This window comes from Amycolatopsis sp. cg9 (genome assembly GCF_041346945.1).
GTDB lineage: Bacteria > Actinomycetota > Actinomycetes > Mycobacteriales > Pseudonocardiaceae > Amycolatopsis.
In genome coordinates this window covers 5,309,740-5,328,597 of record NZ_CP166850.1, presented here as the reverse complement: position 1 = coordinate 5,328,597, position 18,858 = coordinate 5,309,740, and the positions used below count along the sequence as shown (strand labels likewise).

Here is an 18,858-nt window from a genome sequence, read left to right as displayed (position 1 = left end):
CAGAAACGATAACTTGTTCTAGTTTTTGGATCAGTGAACAGTGTTTCCCGACGAAAGGGACGACATGGGCGTGCCGGTCATCGCCGAAGCCGTGCGAACCCCCATCGGCAAGCGGGGCGGGCTGCTGGCCGGCCTGCACGCGGCCGAGCTGCTCGGCGCCGCGCAGCTCGCACTGACCGACCGCGCCGGGATCGACCCGGCGCTGGTCGAGCAGCTGATCGGCGGCTGCGTCACACAGGCGGGCGAGCAGTCGAACAACGTCACGCGCACGGCGTGGCTGCACGCGGGCCTGCCCGAGACGGCGGGCGCGACGACGATCGACGCCCAGTGCGGCTCGGCGCAGCAGGCCACCCACCTGGTCGCCGGCCTGATCGCGGCGGGCGCCATCGAGGTCGGCGTCGCCTGCGGGGTCGAGGCGATGAGCCGCGTCCCGCTGGGCGCCAACCGGGCCGGCGCGTCCCCGCGGCCGTCGTCGTGGACGATCGACCTGCCCAACCAGTACGGCGCGGCCGAGCGCATCGCGGTCCGGCGCGGGCTGACCCGTGCCGACGTCGACGCGTTCGGCGCCGCTTCGCAGCAGAAGGCGGCGGCCGCGTGGGAAGCCGGGCACTTCGACCGCGAGGTCGTGCCGGTGAAGGCGCCGGTCCTCTCTCCCGAGGGCTCCCCCACCGGCGAGACCCGGCTGGTCGGCCGCGACCAGGGGCTCCGCGAGACGACGGTCGAGGGCCTGGCGCGCTTGAAGCCGGTGGTCGAGGACGGCATCCACACGGCGGGCACGTCCTCCCAGATCTCCGACGGCGCGGCGGCGCTGCTCCTGGTCGATTCGGACCGCGCGGCGGCGCTGGGCCTGCGCCCCCGGGCCCGGATCCTCGCGCAGGCACTGGTCGGCGCCGAGCCGTACTACCACCTGGACGGCCCCATCCGCGCGACCGAACGGGTGCTGGAGCGCACCGGGATGACGGTGGGTGACCTGGACCTGTTCGAGGTGAACGAGGCGTTCGCGTCCGTCGCGCTGTCGTGGCAGCAGGTCGTCGGGCCGGACCCGGCGCGGGTCAACGTGAACGGCGGCGCGATCGCGCTCGGCCACCCGGTGGGCAGCACGGGCGCCCGCCTGCTGACGACGGCGTTGCACGAGCTGGAGCGCCGCGACGCGGCGACGGCCCTGGTGACGATGTGCGCGGGCGGCGCCCTCGCGACGGCGACGATCATCGAGCGGATCTGACCCCCCGCGTTCCGTCGTACCGCGCACAATGGCTTGCGGCGCTTGTGCTTCACTTCGATGCATGATCTCGGAGAGCCGCTGCCCGGTTCAGGACGGTGAGCTCCTCGTCCGCCGCGGCGGCGAGGGCCCGGCGCTGCTGCTGATCCCGGGTGGCACCGGGGCGGGTGACTCCTACCGCGCGCTGGCGAAGCAGCTCTACGCGGATTACACCGTGATCACCTACGACCGGCGCGGCCACTTCGGCAGCACGGACACCACGACGGGCCCGGTCCCGGTGTCGCTGCAGGCCGACGACGCGCTGGCGGTGCTCGGCCACGCGACCGACGGGCCGGCACTGGTGTTCGGCACGAGCGCGGGCGCGCTGATCGGCCTCGACCTGGTCGCCCGCCACCCGGACCGGGTGAGCGCCCTGGTGGCGCACGAACCCCCGGCGGTGCACCTGATGCCGGACGCGGGCGGCTGGCTCGAAGCGGCGGCGGAACAGGTCCGGCTGGCCCGCTCCGGCGAGCTGATGACCGCGGTGACGCGCTTCGCCGACGCGATCGCGGGCGCGGCCCTGCCCGACCTGCCGAACCTCCGGCTGCCGCACGAAGCCGACTGGATCCGCCTGTTCGACCGCGAGCTGACGGAGTTCTTCGACTACCTGCCCGACCTGCGCGCCCTGCGGCGGGCGGGCACGGAGATCTTCCCGGTGGCGGGCGAGGGCAGCCGCGGGCGGTACCACTACCAGCCGGCGAAGATCCTGGCGCTGGAACTGGGTTTGCCGTTCACCGAGGTCCCGGGGGCGCACCTGGCGCCGCAGCGGAACCCGGCGAAGTTCGCGGCCGCGTTGCGGGACCTGCTGAGCCCGGAGCTCTGACGGAGCGTGTGGTCACCGGATGATCTGCGGCTCCTGGACGAGGCCCGGGAGCTGGAGATCACCATCGACGGCGGCCCGCGGCGGTGGACGCCGATCTGGGTCGTGTGCACCGGCGGGCACGCGTACGCGCGCACCTGGTACCGGCGGGACACCGGCCGGTTCGGGGCCGCGCTGCGGTCGCGCCGGGCCCGGATCCGCGTGCCCGGCCTGGCCGCCGCCGTGACGATCGAAGAGGCCACCCCGGAGATCACCGCCGAGGTCGACGCGGCCTACCGCGCCAAGTACCCCGGCGGCGGCACCGACGCCATGGTGACCGCCGAAGCCGCGGCGACCACCCTGCGGCTCGACCCGCGGTAACGCCCGCCGGCCCGAAGCGGCCTGAAGGGGACGTTCCGGCGATGTGATGCCAGGAAAGTCCCCTTCAGCGCGTCAGATGGCAGCAACGTCCCCTTCAGCCTCAGACCACCCGGACGCCGTCCTTCCAGACCTCGCGGATGTTCGACGCCAGCGCCGGGAAGTCGTACGGGTCGCCCGCCACCACCACGAGGTCCGCGCGCAGGCCCGGCTCCAGCCGGCCCAGCTCGCCGTCCAGGCCCATCAGGCGGGCCGCCGAGGACGTCGTCGCCTCCAGGACGTCCGCCGGGGTCATGCCGCACGCCGCCATCAGGGCCAGTTCCTCGAGGTTCGTGCCGTGCGGGCCCACGCCGCTGTCGGTGCCCATCGCGATCCGGACGCCCGCCGCGTACGCGCGGCGGACCGAATCGCGGTGCACCTCCACCACTTCGCGCGCCTTCGCCACCACCGCGGCCGGCAGGTCGACCCCGGCGTCGGCCGCGCGGACCACGTTGACCGGGGCGATCAGGGTCGGGACCAGCCAGGTGCCGTGGCCGAGCATCAGCTCGATCGCCTCGTCGTCGAGGTAGATGCCGTGCTCGATGGACCGGACGCCGGCGCGGACCGCGTTCTTGATGCCCGCCGCACCCTGGGCGTGGGCCATCACCGGGCGGCCCTGCATCGACGCCTCGGCGACCAGCACGTCCAGTTCCTCCGGCGTGAACTGCGAGTGCCGCGGGTCGTCGCGCGGGGAAAGCACGCCGCCGGTCGTGCACACCTTGAGGACGTCGGCGCCCGCGCGCAGCAGCGTCCGCGCCACCCGGCGCATCTCGTCGGGGCCGTCGACCGTGGCGTCCGGGCGGCCCGGGTGCGGGACCAGCAGCGGCACGCACAGCCCGGACGGGTGCCAGCTGTCGCCGTGGCCGCCGGTCTGGCTGATCAGCCCGATCGAGATCTGCAGCCGGGGGCCGGGGATCAGCCCGTCGTCGACCGCCTGCTTGATGCCGAGGTCCGCGCCCGAGGCGTCCCGGACCGTCGTGATGCCCAGCCCGAGCGTCGCCCACAGGTTCCGCGCGGCCTCGTAGAACTGGTAGGAGAACGGCTTCTGCACGCGGGCCAGCAGCCCGATGTCCGACACCGTGACGTGCACGTGGCAGTCGAACAGGCCGGGCAGCAGCACCGCGCCCGCGCAGTCGACGGACTCGTCGCCGTCCAGGTCCGGGCCGACGTCGACGATCCGGCCGTGTTCGACCACGACGTCCGCGGTCGCGGGCTCGGCGCCCGTGCCGTCGAAGACCGAACCACCGGTGAATACCGTGCGCGTCACGCCGCCTCCACGAGAGAAGTCCGCCGCCGCGCCACGAGCGCGGCCGGCGCGAGGACGGCGACGTTGACGCCGAGCCCGACCAGGCCCACGTTGACGGTGCCGACGAGGTGTTTGTCCACAAAGGTCAGCCAGAGCACCACGAGCTCGCCGGCGATCAGCCCGGCGAGCACCGGGCCCTTGCCGACGGGCACTCGCTTCAGGAAGCCCAGCAGGTTCGCCGGGGCCAGCTGGACCGACCCCGAATAGGTCAGCAACAGCAGGTTGGCCAGCAGGTCCGGCCGGAAGATGCCGAGCACGAGGGCAAGGGTACTCGCGAGCACAACCGTGCCGTGGTTGATCCAGAACTGCTTGCGGCCGCTCGAGACGCGGACTATGTTGCGCGCCACCAGCGACGAGATGCCGATCAGGATCCCGGCGGCCGGCACCATCGCGGTGGCCGTCGCGGCGACCACGATGACGCCCGTGACCCAGGTCGGCAACGCGTCCTTCGACAGCGTCAGCAATACGCCGTTCGGGTCACTGCTCTTGGGCACCACGAGGATCGCGGCGAACCCCACGACCATCGGCAGCAGCAGGCACAGTTCGTAGACCGGCATCCAGGCGTAGTTGCGCCGCAGCACCTTCGGGTCGCGCGCGGACATCAGCGCCGGCCACGAGTGCGGCAGCGTCATCAGCCCGACGCCGATCGCGCTGACCAGCATGCTCGTCACGAACCAGACGTGATCATTTGGTCCACTGTGGACGATCAGTTTCTCCGGGTGCAGCTGCTCGATCTTGTGGAACACGCCCCCGATGCCGCCGGCGAAGTGCGTCGGCACGGCGATGATCAGCACGACCAGCGCGACCAGCATGATGCCGTCCTTGAAGTAGGACGTCGCCGCGACGCCGCGCAGCCCGGCCCACAGCACGAACGCGACCACCAGCACGCTGCCGGCGACCATGCTCAGCGTCCCGGACGCGCTGTCGCCGGTGACCAGCCGGACGATCAGGCCCAGCCCGGTGATCTGAAGTTGCAGGTACGGCAGCACGAAGACCACTCCCAGTACCGCCGACAGCGTCCCGAGCGCCCGGCTGGCGTAACGGTCCTCGAGGAAGTCGCCCTGCGTGAGGTAGCCGCGCTCCTTCCCCAGCGTCCACAGGCGTTTCGCGAGGAAGAACAGCACGACGTAGGCGATCGGCACGTACGGCAGCGCGTACATCGCGGCGACGCCGCCGGAGAAGGCGAGGCCCGCCATGCCGAGGAAGGTGAAGGTGGTGAACACCTCCCCCGCCTGGAGGAACCACATCGTCACGGCGCCGAAGCGGCGGCCGCCGACGGTCCATTCGGCGAGGTCCGCGGCCGGGCGGCGGCGCCCGACGAAGCCGAGCACGCCGATCAGGACGATGCCGGCGAGGGTGAAGGCCAGGATCATCCTTCGTCCTCCCGCCCGCGCATCAGCCGTTCCGACAGCAGCAGCGCCGGGGTGAACATGAGGCACCAGAACGCGCCCCAGACGACCATCCGCGGCAGCCCGAGCCACAGCCCGGTGGTGTTGACGAACGGCAGGAACGGCATCAGGACCAGCGCGACGACCGGGAGCAGCGGCGGCCAGTGGTAGCTGCGCACGAACGTCACCCGGCCAGCAGCCCGAGGCGGCGGACGGCGAGCTCGGCCAGCAGCGCGGCGCCGTCGCCGAGCACGCTGTCGTCGAAGCGGGCTCGCGGGGAATGGTTGTCCGGCGAGGACTCCGGGTCGCCCGGGCAGGCGCCGAGGAAGAGGTACGCGCCGGGAACCCGTTCGAGCACGCGGGAGAAGTCCTCCGAACCGGTGATCGGATCGGCCATCTCGGTGAACCGCTCCGCGCCGAAGACGTCGCGGACCGTGTCGGCGACGAAGTCGTACGCGGCGGCGTCGTTGACCGTCGCCGGGTACTCGGGTTCGTAGGTGACTTCGACGTCGAGTCCGTGCGCGGCGGCGATCCCGCGGCACACCTGCACGGCGCGCTCCCCCACCCGCGCGGCGACTTCCGGCGAGAAGGACCGCAGCGTGGCTTCGAACGCCGCGTCGTCCGGGATGATGTTGCGCCGGGTGCCGGCGTGGAACGTGCCGACCGTGACGACCACCGGGTCGAAGACGTCGAAGGCGCGCGTGACCATCGTCTGCAGCGCGGTCACCATCTCGCAGGCGGCCGGGATCGGGTCGCGGGCGTCGTGCGGGGACGAGCCGTGGCCGCCGTCGCCGACGACGCGGACCGCGAGGGCGCCCGACGCCGCCATCAGCGTCCCGGGCCGGGCGACGAAGTGGCCCTTCGCGTAGCTCGCGGCCGAGACGTGCAGGCCGTACGCGGCGTCGACGTGCTTGCCGGACGCGGTCAGCACGCCTTCCTCGATCATGTGGCCGGCGCCGTCCCAGCCTTCCTCGCCGGGCTGGAACATGAAGACGACGTCGCCGGGCAGGTCGTCCTTGCGGGCGGCGAGCAGCCGGGCCGCGCCGACCAGGCCCGCGGTGTGCAGGTCGTGGCCGCAGGCGTGCATCGCGCCGTCGTGGGCCGAGCTGAACTCCTCGCCGCTGGCCTCGGTGACCGGGAGCGCGTCCATGTCGCCGCGCAGCAGCACGGTCCCGCCGGGCTTGCCGCCGCGGAGGACGGCGGTGATCGAAGACAGGTTCTTGCCGAGGCTCACTTCGAGGGGCAGGCCGTCCAGCGCCGCGAGGACCCGGTCCTGGGTGCGGGGCAGGTGGAGGCCGATCTCGGGGATGCGGTGCAGGTCGCGGCGGAGGGCGACCAGATCGTCGAGGATGGCGGCGGCGTCCGAGCGCAGGGTCATCCGCAGATCATGCAAGTGTCGAGCACAATGGCCGGGGAAAAACACCGGAACCACCGATGCGGGGCCCGATGAGCGAAGAATCCGCCATGTTGGCCGAGCAGGACCTCAAACTGGTCGACGCGCTCCAGGCCGCGCCGCGGGCGTCCTGGTCGACGCTCGGCCGGGCGCTCGGCGTGGGCGCGGTGACCGCCGCCCGGCACTGGGACGCGCTGGTCGAGCGCGGGGACGCGTGGCTCACCGCGTACGTCGGCGGCGAGCTGACCGCGCGGCTGTCGCTGGCGTTCGTCGAGATCGACTGCGAGCCCGGGGCCGCGCTCGCGGTGGCGTCCGCGCTGGCCGCGGACCCGCACGTGGTCACCGTCGAGTACCTGGCCGGGCCGTGCGACCTGCTCGTCCACGTCGTGACGCCGACCCTGCGCGAGCTGGGCGCGCACGTGCCGGCCCGGGTGGCGGCGGTGCCCGGCGTGGCGCGGGCGCGGACGGTGCTGTCCCCGCGGATGTTCACCGAAGGCAGCCGCTGGCGGGTGCGGGCGATCTCCCCGGACCAGCGTGAAGCGCTTTCGGCGAAGCCGGCGAGGAACCGCGCGCCCCTGCGCTTCGGCGACGCGGACCGGGCGCTGATCCTGGCCCTCGGTGTGGACGCCCGCGCGTCGGCGGCTTCGCTCGCGGCTTCGCTGGGCGTCGGGGCGACGACCGTCCGGCGCCGCCTGGACACCCTGCTCGGCCGCGGCGCGATCCGCGTCCGGTGCGAGATCGCGCGCTCGGCCTCGCCGGCGCCGGTCACGGTGACGCTGTGGCTGCGGGTCCCGCCGGACAAGCTGGAGACGACGGCCCGGTCGCTGGCGATGCTGCCGGAGGTCCGCATGTGCGCGGCGCTGACCGGGGCGGCGAACCTGATGCTGGTGCTGTGGCTGCCGTCCCAGCACGACACGGTGGCGGTGGAGGCGCTGCTGGCGGCGAAGCTGCCGTGGCTGGAGATCACCGGCCGGGCGGTGACACTGCGAAGCGTGAAGCTGATGGGCCGCCTGCTCGACGCGTCGGGACGCGGAGTGGGGCGGGTGCCGCTGGACTTCTGGGCCGCGGTCCCCGTGCCGGAGCACGGGGACCGCGACGGAGGCCGGTCCGGGGGATGAGGGGGGTGAGGTGGAGGGAAGCATCCACCGGACCGGGACTGGGGGGCTGCCGGGCGCCGGCCGGGTGAGCGGCGGGCCATCGACCGGCACTGCGGGGATGCGGGCGGGATTTCGCCTGCGGGGGAAGGGACTCGCGTATCGCGGGGCGGTGGCTCGCGGTGGTCCGAGGGTGGAAGTCCCGCGCATCCTGGCGATTCCGGCGGTCTTCGGGGTGAATCCGTTGTGCTGCAAGGGGTGGAGCGGATGTCGCGTCCACTGTGCTCGACTGCTGTGCTGCGAGGGGCGGAGTTCCGGCGCCGGTGGACGTGGGGGGTGAGGTGGAGGGAAGACGTCCACCGGGCCGGGACTCGCGGGGGCGGGAGCGACTCCCGCCGGTTCCTCCTTCGCTGACCCGGCGGGGCCGGATCGGGGTGGGGGTGGGGAATCCCGGCCCGGTGGACTGGGGGGTGAGGTGGAGGGAAAGCGTCCACCGGACCGGGGCTCGGGGCGCGGGACGCAGGTCCCGCGGTTCTTCGAGGGGTGGTGCCACCGCCCCGGCGGACCGAAAGGGGGGTGAGGTGGAGGGGAAGGGTCCGCCGGGCCGGGGTTCACGGGGCGGGCCGGTGCCCGCCTGCGGTCGGGTCGCCAGTGGACCGGACCGGAACCACGCTCACCGGGTGCGTTCCAGCGGTGGCCGGGTGAGCGCGGTTCGCCGGAAGTCCGCCTCCGCCGCTATTCGGCGCAGGCCTTGCCGGAGTTGATGCAGTTGACCAGGCGGCCCATGATCTGCTTGCTCATCACGTTCGCGAAGTCGTCGTGGTCGGACCGCGGGTTGTGCTTCTCCTGGGCGAACGCGTCCACTTTGTACTGACCGTTCTGCTGGACGTCCTGCGGGACGTCGTAGACCAGCGTCACCTGCAGCTGGGGCACGTTCTTGAAGCCCTTGGGGCACTTGCCCTGCTGGTCGGCGAACACGATGTGCGTGCGGTGGTTCGCGCTGTCGGTGTTCTTGCCGTCCCAGCAGTTCGGGAAGGCGTGGATGCGCTCGACCTTGCTGCCCTGCGGGCAGATCGGGTACAGATCGGTCAGCCGGTCCTCGAACCCGGTGCAGGTCCAGCTGGGCCGGGCGTTCGCCGGGCCGTTGGTGCTCTGCTTGGCGTCGCCGTAGAGGACGCGCAGGCCGAGCGGCATCGCGGTGACCTGCTGGGCCCCGCCGCCGATGAACTTCAGGGTCGCCGACTCCGGCTCGATGATCTCGCCGTCGTTGTCCCCGACTTCTTCGTTCTCGCCCTGGGGACCGCCCAGCTCCTCGGCCGGCGGTGCCGCGGCGGTGCTGCTCTGGTTGCCGTTCTGGTTCTGGCCGCCGTTCTGCTGGTCGCCGTTCTGCTGGTTGTTCTGGTCGCCGTTCTGCTGCTGGTTGTTCTGGTCCTGGTTCCGCTGACGGCGCTGGCGATCCTGCTGCTGGCCGTCCTGACCGTCCTGCTGCTGGGCGTTCTGGCCGTCGTTGCGCCCGGCGCTGGTCCGGCCACCACCGCGGCCGTCGCGCTCGCGCTGGTCCTGCTCCTGCGCGGCCTGGGCGTCCTGCCCGCTCTGGTCCTGCTGGACGTCGCCGGTCTTGCCCTGCTGCTTCTGCTGCGCCTGCTGGTTTTCGCTGGCGTTGGCCGCGTCGTCTTCGCGGTCGATGCGGATGACCGGCCAGAAGTAGGCGGACTGGTCACCGTTCTTGCAGGTGGTGTCACCGGCGAGCAGGCTCTTGAGGTTCGAGTCGGCGTCGGTGGTCACGTTGCCGACGTAGTCGTGCAGGTGCTGGGCGCCGTTCTTGATCCCGGGCTGGGCGATGAAGTTGTCCGGGTTGTGGTGCGCGCCGTCCGCGTTCGTTCCACAGTCGACGGTGAACGAACCCTGGGCGCCCTTCTTCTTCAAGGCCGCGTTGACGTTGTTGCCGGCGGGAACCTTGTTGATGTCGATGAAGAACGACGGGTCCGCGGGGTCCGCGCTGGCCTCGCCCGTGCGGCCCGCGCTGACCGCGACGGCGAGCGCGCCGACGGCGATCGCCAGGCCGATCGCACCCATCGCGATCTTGGTTCGGCGGGCAACGCGGTGCTTGCCCGTCACGGGGGACCGAGAATTCCGGGCCATAGACTAGTTCACCTCGTTCGTTATTCCGGGCGCGCGCTTCGAAAGCGCCTCAGCCCGGGCAAGAACTACCGTTGTTTTTACGTCGAGATTCGCGCGGAACCGGGGGGTCGGGTTGGGCGGTTCCGCCGCGTCGGGATGCATCGGGGGATGCATTGGGGGATACGGACCCCAGCGCCTGGAGGTTCAAAAGCGACCGGTCCGTTATCTGTTCGTTATCAACCGGGACGCAACCGGGCAGCATTCATCCAGGTCATCGCGTTATCGGGAAAAAAGAGTCAGCGCTGCACGGAAACGAGGACCGAGCCGTCGTCACCGCGGACTTCGAAGCGGCCGATCTGGTCCATCGCCAGCGAAATGGTTCCCTGCAGCCGGAGCGGTTCCGGCGAACCCGGGATGCCGAACCCCTTGGGCGGCACCGACCAGCTGGAGACCACGCGCTCGTCGCCCGCGGTGGAGATCGCGACCAGCTGGCACTTCACCGGCCCCACGATCCCGCGCAGCTCGAGCTCGACGCGGCTGCCCCACTCCACCGGCGAGACCGTCACGAGGGCGTTGACCGCGGACCCGCCGCTGCCGCGGCCGTAGGTCTGGCCACCGCCCGGCTGGGCCGGCGTGGCGGGTGCCGGGGGCACGCTCGTCGCGAGGACCCCCGTCTCCGGCGGCGCCTGCTTGGTGCTCGGCGCGGCCAGCGACGCGGGCGGGACGGCGTCGGCGGGCCGGACCGCCAGTGTCACGAGCGGGCCGGCCACGACGAGGGCGGCGGCCGCGGCGCCGGCCAGCAGGCCGAGGCGCTTGCGGCGGCGGCGCTTCACCGTGGCCTCTTCCATGAGGCCGCGCAGCACGCGCGGCCCGGGCGCGAGGGTCCGGGGACTGGGCGCCGGCATCGGGGGTTCCGGCCAGCTGCGCTTGACGAGGTCGAGGACGTCCGGCAGCTGGTAGAGCTCGATCAGGTCGAGCTGGCAGTGCGGGCAGTTCATCAGGTGGGCTTCGAACTGGGTGTTCTCGGCCTCGCTGAGGACGCCGAGCACGTACGCGGCGACATCGGTGTGTGCGGACCCGGCCACCCTCAGTTCACCCCCGCTCGCGCAGGGCCCGGCGCAGCGCGCGGACGGCGTGGTGGATGCGGGACTTGACGGTTCCGGGAGGTACGCCGAGGGTCGCCGCGACCTCGTTCACGGTCCGATCGCGCAGGTAGGTCTGCTGGATGGCCTCCCGCTGCTCGGGCGAAAGGCCCTGCAGCGCCTCGTAAACGATCATCGCGGCGAGCGTCCGGTCCGATTCGTCGGACACCGCGATCGCGTCGGATTCGATCTCCTCGAGCTCCTGGGGCCGGACACTGCGGCTGCGCCAGCCGTCGATGACGGTACGCCGGGCCACCGTGAACAACCAGGCACGCAGCATCTCCGGCCGGCGGTCGAGCTTGTCCGCGTTCCGCCACGCCTTGATCAGGGTCTCCTGCACGACGTCCTCGGCCCACTGCCGGTCGTGACCGGTCAGCCGCAGCGCGAACGCCATGAGGGACCCGCCGAACTCCTGGTAGAGCGCCTTCGCCAGATCATCGGAGGCGTCGTTGAGCTCACCAACGACTTCCTGATCTTGAACGGGTCTCAGCGCTCGGGTGTGCCGTCCCACGCGGGACATCCTGGTGCTCCGGACGGCCCACGTCCAGTACCAAATGGTCCCGAAACTTTTTTGAACCGTTTCCGGACCGTGTCCGTATCCCCTACCGAAGACCCCGACAAGGCGTTGTCCCCCGCAACGCTCCGCATCCACCCCGGACCAAATGTCCACTGTGGATCCTTCGCGCGCTTTTCCGTTGCACCTCAAGGTACAGCGCGTAGTCATGCCCTCCGGAGGAGCAGTGATCCGCATTCCCCGAACGGCGGTCCCCGCCGCCGTGTGCCTCACCGCACTCGCCCTGCTCACCGCCTGTACCGCCGGCGCGGCCACCACCTCGGCCGGCGGGTACGCCGGCGGCGGCGCCGGGATGCAGATGCCCGGTATGCAGCAGCAGGCACCGATGACCATCGCGATGCCGCAGCCCATCACCGCCACGCCGAACGACCCGGCGAAGAGCCAGCTCAGGGCCGCGAAGACGTTCGACCTCGGCCTCATGCTCGTCGACGGCACCGGGTTCACCATCTACCGCTACGACAAGGACACGACCAATCCCCCGCGGTCGAACTGCGCCGGCGCGTGCGCGGCCAAGTGGATCCCGGTCAAGGCCGGCGGCACCCTGCCCCCGATCGACGTCGACCAGTCCCTGATCGGCCAGATCAGCCGTGACGACGGCACCCAGCAGCTCACCCTGGCCGGCTGGCCGCTGTACCACTTCACCGGCGACAGCGAACCGGCCGACACGTCGGGCCAGGGCGCCGACCAGGCGTGGTACCCGATCGCGCCGGACGGCACCAAGATCACGCTGACCCAGGACCAGTGGAGGCAAAATGCTTTCGGCGTCTGAGTTCGCCGGGCCGGACTTCGCGCTCCGGCCCGCCGCCGACCGCTCCCGGCCCCTGGTCCGGATCACGTTCGTGCTGGTCGCGGTGCTGACCCTGCTCGCGTCGGTGGCCGTGACCTCCACCGCCCAGACCACCTCGGTTTCCGACACCGACGCGGTGCTGCTGACCAAGGTCCGCCAGGCCGGGCTCTGGGAGATGCCCTCGGGCATGATGGCGATGGAGAAGGGCAGCCCGATCGTCCAGGCCGTCGGCTTCGCGATCATGATGGACCACGGCCGCCTCGACGTGGCCACGCGCGCGCTGTCGGCGAAGCTGAACTCGCCGGTCCCCGACCAGCCCTCCGCCGAACAGCTCGGCTGGCTCGCCGAAGAGATGAACGCGTCGCCGGGGCCGGAGTTCGACCGCATCTTCGCCAACCGGCTGCGCGCGGCGCACGGCCAGGTGTTCGCCATCCTCGCGCAGCTGCGCGCCGGCACCCGCAACGACGACGTGCGCGCGTTCGCGACCGTCGGCAACCAGGCCGTGATGCGGCACATGACGATGCTCGAGAGCACCGGGATGGTCGACTACACCGCCCTGCCCACCCCCGCCGTCTCCACCACCGCGGCGCCCGTCGGCCAGCCGCTCGGCCTCGACACGTCCCAGATCGCCGTGGTGGGAGCGCTGTTCCTGCTGGTCGGTGGCGGCCTGTTCTACGTGCTGCGCCAGATCAAGGGCAACCGCGGCCGGGCCAGGGCGACGCGCCGGCCGGCCGCTGTGAGAACCGGGGGTAGCCATGGTTGAGACCTGGCACGAAGCGACGATCTTCGTCACGCAGCAGTTCCAGCCGAAGACGGACCCGGCGGCCCGCGGGCTCGCGGCCTTCGCCGCCCGGGCGTCCTACGCGGCCATGATGCTCACGCTCACCTGGGGCGTGCTCACCGCCACCGGCTGGGTGCGCTCGGTCACCGGCCGCAAGGCGCTGCGCAGCTCGCACATGGTGCTGGCGACGGGGACGCTGATCTTCGGCGGCATCCACGCGCTGGGCTTCTTCTACCTGACGATCCAGCCGTACACCCTGCAGTACCTCTTCCTCCCGTTCCTCGCGGGCCAAGAGGGCAGGCACATCGCCGGCATCGTCGGCTTCGAGGTCATGCTCGCCATCGCGCTCACCGCGGGCCTGCAGCGGTTCACCTCCTACCGCCGCTGGCTGTGGCTGCACCGCTGCGCGTACCCGGCGGTGGCGCTGACCGCGCTGCACGCCTGGTTCGGCTCGATCGCCAACGGCCACCTCGCCGTCGTCTGGCTGGGCGGCATCACGCTGCTCATCCCGGCGGCCACGGTGTCACTGCTGCGGTTCATGCCCGCGCGCACCCTCGAACGCATCGGACTCGTGGAAGAGCAGGTGGCCTGACATGCCCTTCCGTCTGCCCGGAAGCGGGCCCCGGATCAGCGTCGACAACGACCGGTGCGAGCTCTACGGCATCTGCGCCATGGAGGCGCCGGACGTGTTCGACCTCGGCCAGGACGGCCGGCTGCGCTTCCACACGCGGCTGCTCGACGAAACCACCATGGAACAGGCGAAGATGGCCGCCCGCTGCTGCCCGATGCAGGCGGTCGTGATGAGAGGGGACCTCGATGGCTGACGGCGACCGGATCGTCATCGTCGGCGCGGGCGTCGCCGGGCTGCGTGCCGCGGAACGCCTGCGGGAACAGAACTTCGACGGCGAGATCGTGCTCATCGGCGACGAGGCGCGGCGCCCCTACCACCGGCCGATGGTCTCCAAGGCGCTGGTGATGGGGACCGAACGGCCCAGCGACGTGGGCCTTTCGCACTACCTGCCCGACCTCGACGTGCACTGGCGCCTCGGGGCGCGCGTGACGCACCTGGACACCACCGAGCGGGTCGTGCACCTGCCCGGCGGCGAGTCCCTCTGGTACGACGGCCTGATCGCCGCGACCGGCGTCTACCCGCGGCACCTGCCCGGGTCACCGCGGCACGACCCGCGCGTGCGGATCCTGCGCACGGTCGAGGATTCGATGGCCGTGCGGCGCTGCCTCAACGCCAGCAAGAAGCCGGCCGTCGTGATCGGCGCCGGCCTGATCGGCAACGAGTTCGCCGCGAGCATGCGGCACATCGGCCGGGACGTCACCCTGGTCGGGCACGCGAAGGCGCCGCTGCACCGCTTCGGCGACCGCGTCTCCAGCGGCATCGTCGAGGCGCACCACGAGCACCGCGCGAACCTGGCGATGAAGAGCGAAGTCCGGCACTGGATCAGCACGAAGGACACCGTCGGGCTGCACCTGACGAACAACCAGCTGCTGGTCGCCAGCGTCGTCGTGCTCGCCATCGGCAGCGTCCCGTCGGTCGACTGGATGCGCGGCTCCGGCCTCGACATCAGCGACGGCGTGCTCTGCGACTCGAAGCTGTTCGCCGAGGGCGCTTCCGACGTCGTCATCGCCGGCGACATCGCGCGCTGGCCGAACCTGCGCTTCGACGAGACCCCGCGGCGGGTCGAGCACTGGATCAACGCCGTCGAGTCGGCCCGGCACGCGGCGGACAACCTGCTGATGGGCCAGTCGAGCGCGAAGCCGTTCACCCCGCTCCCCCGCGCCTGGTCGACGCTGTACGACACCCGGCTGCAGATGTGCGGGATGCCGTCGCTGGCCGAGGACACCGTGACGCTCGCGGACGGCATCACCGGCTTCATCCGCGACGGCAGGCTCGTCGGCATCTCCTCGTGGGACAAGCCGCGGGCGATGCTCGACTGGATGGCCGAGCTCGACCGCCGGCTGCCCGCACCCGACTACGTGCCCGAGCCGGAACCCGCGCCCGTCGCGGAGGTCCCGGTCGTCGAGCCGTCGGTCGCCGCGCTGGCGGCCGAGGTGCCGCCGGAGTTCGACAGCGGCTTCGACCACCAGGCCTTCGAGCGCGAGTTCGAGAGCGAGTTCGCCAACGACATCCCCACGACGGCGTTCCCCGCGCAGGCCCTGCCGACCCCGCCGACCACGGCGTTCGCCGCGCAGCCCGGAGCGGCGCTGCCGACGATGGCCATCCCGATGGGGAGGTAGTGAAAGCCGGGGCGGGGCTGCGCGCGGCGGCCCTCGTCCCCTTGCCGGTCACCACGCCCCCTCCGCGGCTGGGCGGTGTGGTGACCGGCCCCCAACGTCCCCCTGCCCGTCTCGCGTACTGATCCGAGCGCCCGGCGGGCCAGGAGAGGGCCATCCCGAGGGAACCCGACGCCCCCGGGGTGGCCTTCTTCCGGCGCACCGGGCGGGGGCCCGGGGTCGACGCCGTGACGGGGTTTCCCGTCACGGCAACGGAACCGTGGGGGCCTTCGCGGCGGAAGGGTATGCCGCCGCGAAGGCCGTCACGGCTCCGGTCGGGGTTGCACCGGTGCACGGCCGTCCCGGGGGAACGGGAACCCCCGGGACGGTCTCCGCCACCAGGCTTCCCCGGCGACCAGCGCGCCGAGGACGAGCACGACGATCCCGGCCGCGAACAGGCCCGCGTCCGTGCCCGCGACGAACGCCGTGACGACGTCCGGCGCGTGACCGGTCCTGGCCAGTGCTTCGGCCACCGTGCGGGAACCACGGGCGTCCGATGGCAGCGCGGCCGCGAACTCCGCGGTCATCACCGTCCCGATGACGGCGACGCCGAGCGCGCTGCCGAACTCGCGGGTGGTGGCCTGCAGCCCGGTGCCGACGCCGGCCTGCGCGGGCGGCAGCGAACCCGCGATCACGCCGGACAGCGTCGGCAGCGCCAGCGTCACGCCGATCCCCGTCACCACCAGCCAAGCCGCGTACTCCGCGTACGGCGTCTGCGCGTCGCTCGTGGACAGCCCGAGCAGGCCGCCGCCGACGAACGCGAAGGCGAGCGCCACCGTGGCGTCGAGGCCGATGCGCCGGGCCAGGTGCCCCGCGTGCCGTCCGCCGAGGATGAGCGGGATCGTCAGGGGGACGATCCCCAGCCCGGTCCCCAGCACGCCGAACCCCTTGGCGTACTGGAGGAACGACGCGTTGACGTAGAACAGCGCGAACATGCCGAAGAAGACCGTGGTCATGCCGAGGCAGGCGCTGCGCAGGCCCGCGATCCGGAACAGCCGGGGGTCCAGCAGCGGGTGCCCGGCCTTCAGCTCCCGGAGCGTCCAGGCGGTGAACAGCACCGCGGCGGCGGCGAAGCCGAACACGACGACCGCACTCCCCCAGCCCGCTTCCGGGCCCTCGACGATCCCGACGAGCAGCGCGACCGACGCGCCGACGAGCAGCAGCGCGGCCGGCGGGTCGAGCGGGCGGTCGTGGCGCGAGGACACCGGCGCGTTGCGGGCCACCAGTGCGGCCGCGGCGAGGGCGACCGGTACGGCGGCGGCGAACAGCCAGCGCCACGAGCCGCCGGACAGGACCAGCCCGCCGCCGACGTTGCCGACGACGCCGCCGATGCCGGTCATCGACGCCCAGGTGGCGATCGTGGCGGCTTTGCGGTCCGCGGGCGCGGCGTGCAGCAGGACGGCGAGCGAGTTGGGCAGCACCGCGGCCGCGCCGACGCCGGTGAGCGCCCGGCCGCCGAGCAGGACGACGACGTCCGGGGCCACCGCCGACAGCAGCGCGCCCGCCGCGAAGAGGACGAGGCCGGCCAGCAGGACGCCCTTGCGGCCGAACCGGTCGCCCGCGGCCCCGCCGGGGATCACCAGGCAGGCGAACACGACGACGTAGGTGTCGACGATCCAGACCAGCGCCGGCGCGGACGGGTGCAGCGCGCTCGCGGCGAGCATCGGGACGGCGAGGTTGACCGCCGCGACCATCCCGACGACGAGCACGACGCACGCGCACATCAGGGCGACCAGCTTCTTGAACTCCATGGACCCGACGCTAAGGACGCCGTGGGGTGGCGTGCCACGCAACTTCGTCAATGCAGGTTTGCGTACAGTGCAATCCATGGACTTGAACCTCCTGCGCGTGTTCGACGCGCTGCTGCGGGAAGGGAGCGTCACGGCCGCGGCCGAGCGCCTGAACTTGTCCATCCCGGCGACGAGCCGCGCGCTGGGCCGCCTGCGGCGGGCGATGAACGACCCGATCCTGGTGCGCGCCGGGCGCGGGATGGCCCCGACGCCGTTCGCGCTGCGCACCGCGCCGCGCGTGCGGTCGCTGCTGGAGGAGGCGTCGGCGCTGATCAGCACCGAGGTGGCGATCGCCGACCTCGAGCGCACGTTCACCATCCGCATCAACGACGGCGTGGCGGCCACCCTGGCGACCGCGGCGGCCGAAGCGACGGCGGCGGCCGCGCCCGGCGTCACGCTGCGCTTCGTCGCGGAGGGCACGGAAAGCGCGGAGGCGCTCCGCGACGGCTCGATCGACCTGGACATCGGCGTGGGCGAGCACGCGGCGCCGGACATCCACAGCGCCGTGCTCTACCGCGAACGCCTGGTCGCGGCGGTGCGCGCGGACAGCCCGCTGGGCGGGCACCGCCGTCCGACGCTGGCGCAGCTGTGCCGCTACCCGCACGTCTCGGCGTCCCGGCGCGGCCGGGCCCGCGGCCCCCTGGACGACGTCCTCGCGGCGGCGGGCCTGCACCGCCGGGTGGCCGCGGTCGTGCCGACGTCCGCGGTGGCCGCGCTGGTGGTCTCGTCCAGCGACTACGTGGGCCTGCTCCCCCAGCGCCTGGCCGAGCAGCACGGCCCGGCGCTGGGGCTGCGCTGGTTCCCGGTCCCGGCGGAGCTGCCGGAGGTGGAGGTACGGCTGTCCTGGCACGCGCGGCTCGACGCGGACCCCCCGCAACGCTGGCTGCGGGAGACGATCACCACCGCACTCCGCTGACCGCAGCGCCGCCGCGTCCGGACGACAGGGCCCCGGCGAAGTCGCGGCGGCTCGGTCGGCGGTGTCTTGACGGCGGGCGCGGTGAACGACCCGTCCATGACGCTTTCGGGCCGGTGTTGCCGCTGAGGTCGGGTGGTGACGGCTGCTGTGGTGTCGCGAATGACTCATTGGGGACCTCGGAGGTCCCCAATGAGTCATTCGCGACCTCGGCGGAGCCGGTGTCACCGGACCAGGGACGCCGTCTTGACCGCCGCGCTCCGCTGACCCGGGCGGGTCCGCGCCGCCCGGGCGGGTCCGCGCCGCCCGGGCGGGTCCGATTCGCTCCGCGCCGGCCGTCCGGTGTGGCACGATTCCGGGGTGACCAGCACCGCCGCCTCGGCGCAGTACCTGCGCGACCTCGCGCTGCTTCGCCGCGTCCGGGACCGGATCGACCGCGAGTACGCGCAGCCGCTCGACGTCGAGGCGCTCGCGAGCGGGGTGAACATGTCGGCCGGGCACCTCAGCCGGCAGTTCCGGAAGGCCTACGGAGAGTCACCGTATTCGTACCTCATGACGCGGCGGATCGAACGGGCGATGGCGCTGCTGCGGAAGGGCGAGCTGAGCGTCACCGAGGTCTGCTTCACCGTCGGGTTCTCGTCGCTCGGCACCTTCAGCACCCGGTTCGCCGAGCTGGTGGGCATGCCCCCGAGCGTCTACCGCGAGCAGCAGGCCGAGGCGACCGTCGGGATGCCGCCGTGCGTGGCCAAACAGGTCACCAGACCGATCAGGAATCGAGAAGCGCGACCGCAGGCGCACACATAGTGTGA

General features: G+C 72.4%; 19 protein-coding genes. 11 read left to right on the top strand and 8 right to left on the bottom strand.

What is annotated here, in order from left to right; translation table 11 throughout:
• The first annotated feature begins 64 nt into the window (after positions 1 to 64).
• The 3 genes from AB5J73_RS25500 to AB5J73_RS25490 all read left to right on the top strand — a co-directional run bounded on the left by AB5J73_RS25500 (position 65) and on the right by AB5J73_RS25490 (position 2,438).
• Positions 65 to 1,222, top strand: a complete 1,158-nt coding sequence (locus AB5J73_RS25500; RefSeq protein WP_370961198.1) for a steroid 3-ketoacyl-CoA thiolase — start codon at positions 65 to 67, stop codon at positions 1,220 to 1,222.
• Positions 1,223 to 1,283: 61 nt separating this feature from the next.
• Positions 1,284 to 2,081, top strand: coding sequence for an alpha/beta fold hydrolase (locus AB5J73_RS25495; protein ID WP_370961197.1), 798 nt, complete (start codon positions 1,284 to 1,286; stop codon positions 2,079 to 2,081).
• Between the two features lie 6 nt (positions 2,082 to 2,087).
• Positions 2,088 to 2,438 carry a DUF2255 family protein gene (locus AB5J73_RS25490; RefSeq protein WP_370961196.1) on the top strand — a complete coding sequence of 117 codons (351 nt, stop codon included), beginning with the start codon at positions 2,088 to 2,090 and terminating at the stop codon, positions 2,436 to 2,438.
• Between the two features lie 100 nt (positions 2,439 to 2,538).
• Here the strand turns inward: AB5J73_RS25490 and AB5J73_RS25485 are convergent, their stop codons facing one another.
• The 4 genes from AB5J73_RS25485 to AB5J73_RS25470 are packed head-to-tail and all read right to left on the bottom strand — an operon-like array spanning position 2,539 to position 6,546.
• On the bottom strand, positions 2,539 to 3,741 hold the full coding sequence (locus AB5J73_RS25485) for an amidohydrolase family protein (protein WP_370961195.1): 1,203 nt from the start codon (positions 3,739 to 3,741) through the stop codon (positions 2,539 to 2,541).
• Complete coding sequence (locus AB5J73_RS25480; RefSeq protein ID WP_370961194.1) at positions 3,738 to 5,153, bottom strand: sodium:solute symporter; 1,416 nt, start codon at positions 5,151 to 5,153, stop codon at positions 3,738 to 3,740. Before AB5J73_RS25480 ends, AB5J73_RS25485 begins: the two co-directional genes overlap by 4 nt.
• On the bottom strand, positions 5,150 to 5,347 hold the full coding sequence (locus AB5J73_RS25475; protein ID WP_191984500.1) for a hypothetical protein: 198 nt from the start codon (positions 5,345 to 5,347) through the stop codon (positions 5,150 to 5,152). The genes AB5J73_RS25480 and AB5J73_RS25475 overlap by 4 nt, the downstream gene beginning before the upstream one ends.
• A 5-nt stretch (positions 5,348 to 5,352) precedes the next feature.
• Complete coding sequence (locus tag AB5J73_RS25470) at positions 5,353 to 6,546, bottom strand: M20 family metallopeptidase (protein WP_370961193.1); 1,194 nt, start codon at positions 6,544 to 6,546, stop codon at positions 5,353 to 5,355.
• Positions 6,547 to 6,614: 68 nt separating this feature from the next.
• Between AB5J73_RS25470 and AB5J73_RS25465 the strand changes: the two genes are divergently transcribed.
• Positions 6,615 to 7,679: an Lrp/AsnC family transcriptional regulator gene (locus AB5J73_RS25465; RefSeq protein WP_370961192.1), complete on the top strand. Its 1,065-nt coding sequence runs from the start codon at positions 6,615 to 6,617 to the stop codon at positions 7,677 to 7,679.
• Between the two features lie 711 nt (positions 7,680 to 8,390).
• Here AB5J73_RS25465 and AB5J73_RS25460 read toward each other — a convergent pair.
• The 3 genes from AB5J73_RS25460 to AB5J73_RS25450 form a co-directional block, all read right to left on the bottom strand.
• A complete protein-coding gene (locus AB5J73_RS25460; protein WP_370961191.1) occupies positions 8,391 to 9,797 on the bottom strand; it encodes a DUF1996 domain-containing protein in 1,407 nt (468 codons plus the stop codon).
• 275 nt (positions 9,798 to 10,072) lie between these two features.
• Entirely contained in the window at positions 10,073 to 10,861 is a 789-nt protein-coding gene (locus AB5J73_RS25455) for a zf-HC2 domain-containing protein (RefSeq protein WP_370961190.1), read from the bottom strand.
• 7 nt (positions 10,862 to 10,868) lie between these two features.
• On the bottom strand, positions 10,869 to 11,429 hold the full coding sequence (locus tag AB5J73_RS25450; RefSeq protein WP_370961189.1) for a sigma-70 family RNA polymerase sigma factor: 561 nt from the start codon (positions 11,427 to 11,429) through the stop codon (positions 10,869 to 10,871).
• 229 nt (positions 11,430 to 11,658) lie between these two features.
• On the opposite strand from AB5J73_RS25450, the gene AB5J73_RS25445 reads away from it, so the two are divergent.
• Genes AB5J73_RS25445 through AB5J73_RS25425 form a run of 5 tightly spaced genes read left to right on the top strand, consistent with a single transcriptional unit; the run spans position 11,659 to position 15,310 of the window.
• Positions 11,659 to 12,261: a hypothetical protein gene (locus AB5J73_RS25445; RefSeq protein WP_370961188.1), complete on the top strand. Its 603-nt coding sequence runs from the start codon at positions 11,659 to 11,661 to the stop codon at positions 12,259 to 12,261.
• Positions 12,245 to 13,042, top strand: coding sequence for a DUF4142 domain-containing protein (locus AB5J73_RS25440; RefSeq protein WP_370961187.1), 798 nt, complete (start codon positions 12,245 to 12,247; stop codon positions 13,040 to 13,042). The genes AB5J73_RS25445 and AB5J73_RS25440 overlap by 17 nt, the downstream gene beginning before the upstream one ends.
• Positions 13,035 to 13,652, top strand: coding sequence for a ferric reductase-like transmembrane domain-containing protein (locus tag AB5J73_RS25435; RefSeq protein WP_370961186.1), 618 nt, complete (start codon positions 13,035 to 13,037; stop codon positions 13,650 to 13,652). Before AB5J73_RS25440 ends, AB5J73_RS25435 begins: the two co-directional genes overlap by 8 nt.
• 1 nt (position 13,653) lies before the next feature.
• Positions 13,654 to 13,884, top strand: a complete 231-nt coding sequence (locus AB5J73_RS25430; RefSeq protein ID WP_086865695.1) for a ferredoxin — start codon at positions 13,654 to 13,656, stop codon at positions 13,882 to 13,884.
• Positions 13,877 to 15,310: an FAD-dependent oxidoreductase gene (locus AB5J73_RS25425; RefSeq protein ID WP_370961185.1), complete on the top strand. Its 1,434-nt coding sequence runs from the start codon at positions 13,877 to 13,879 to the stop codon at positions 15,308 to 15,310. The genes AB5J73_RS25430 and AB5J73_RS25425 overlap by 8 nt, the downstream gene beginning before the upstream one ends.
• 299 nt (positions 15,311 to 15,609) lie before the next feature.
• Here AB5J73_RS25425 and AB5J73_RS25420 read toward each other — a convergent pair whose 3' ends face one another.
• Positions 15,610 to 17,097, bottom strand: a complete 1,488-nt coding sequence (locus AB5J73_RS25420; RefSeq protein ID WP_370961184.1) for an MFS transporter — start codon at positions 17,095 to 17,097, stop codon at positions 15,610 to 15,612.
• 76 nt (positions 17,098 to 17,173) lie between these two features.
• Between AB5J73_RS25420 and AB5J73_RS25415 the strand changes: the two genes are divergently transcribed.
• Both AB5J73_RS25415 and AB5J73_RS25410 read left to right on the top strand, forming a co-directional pair.
• Positions 17,174 to 18,052 (top strand): LysR family transcriptional regulator, encoded by an 879-nt coding sequence (locus AB5J73_RS25415; RefSeq protein ID WP_370961183.1) that lies wholly within the window; start codon positions 17,174 to 17,176, stop codon positions 18,050 to 18,052.
• A 357-nt stretch (positions 18,053 to 18,409) separates the two neighbouring features.
• Complete coding sequence (locus tag AB5J73_RS25410; protein ID WP_370961182.1) at positions 18,410 to 18,853, top strand: helix-turn-helix transcriptional regulator; 444 nt, start codon at positions 18,410 to 18,412, stop codon at positions 18,851 to 18,853.
• The last annotated feature ends 5 nt before the right edge of the window (positions 18,854 to 18,858 follow it).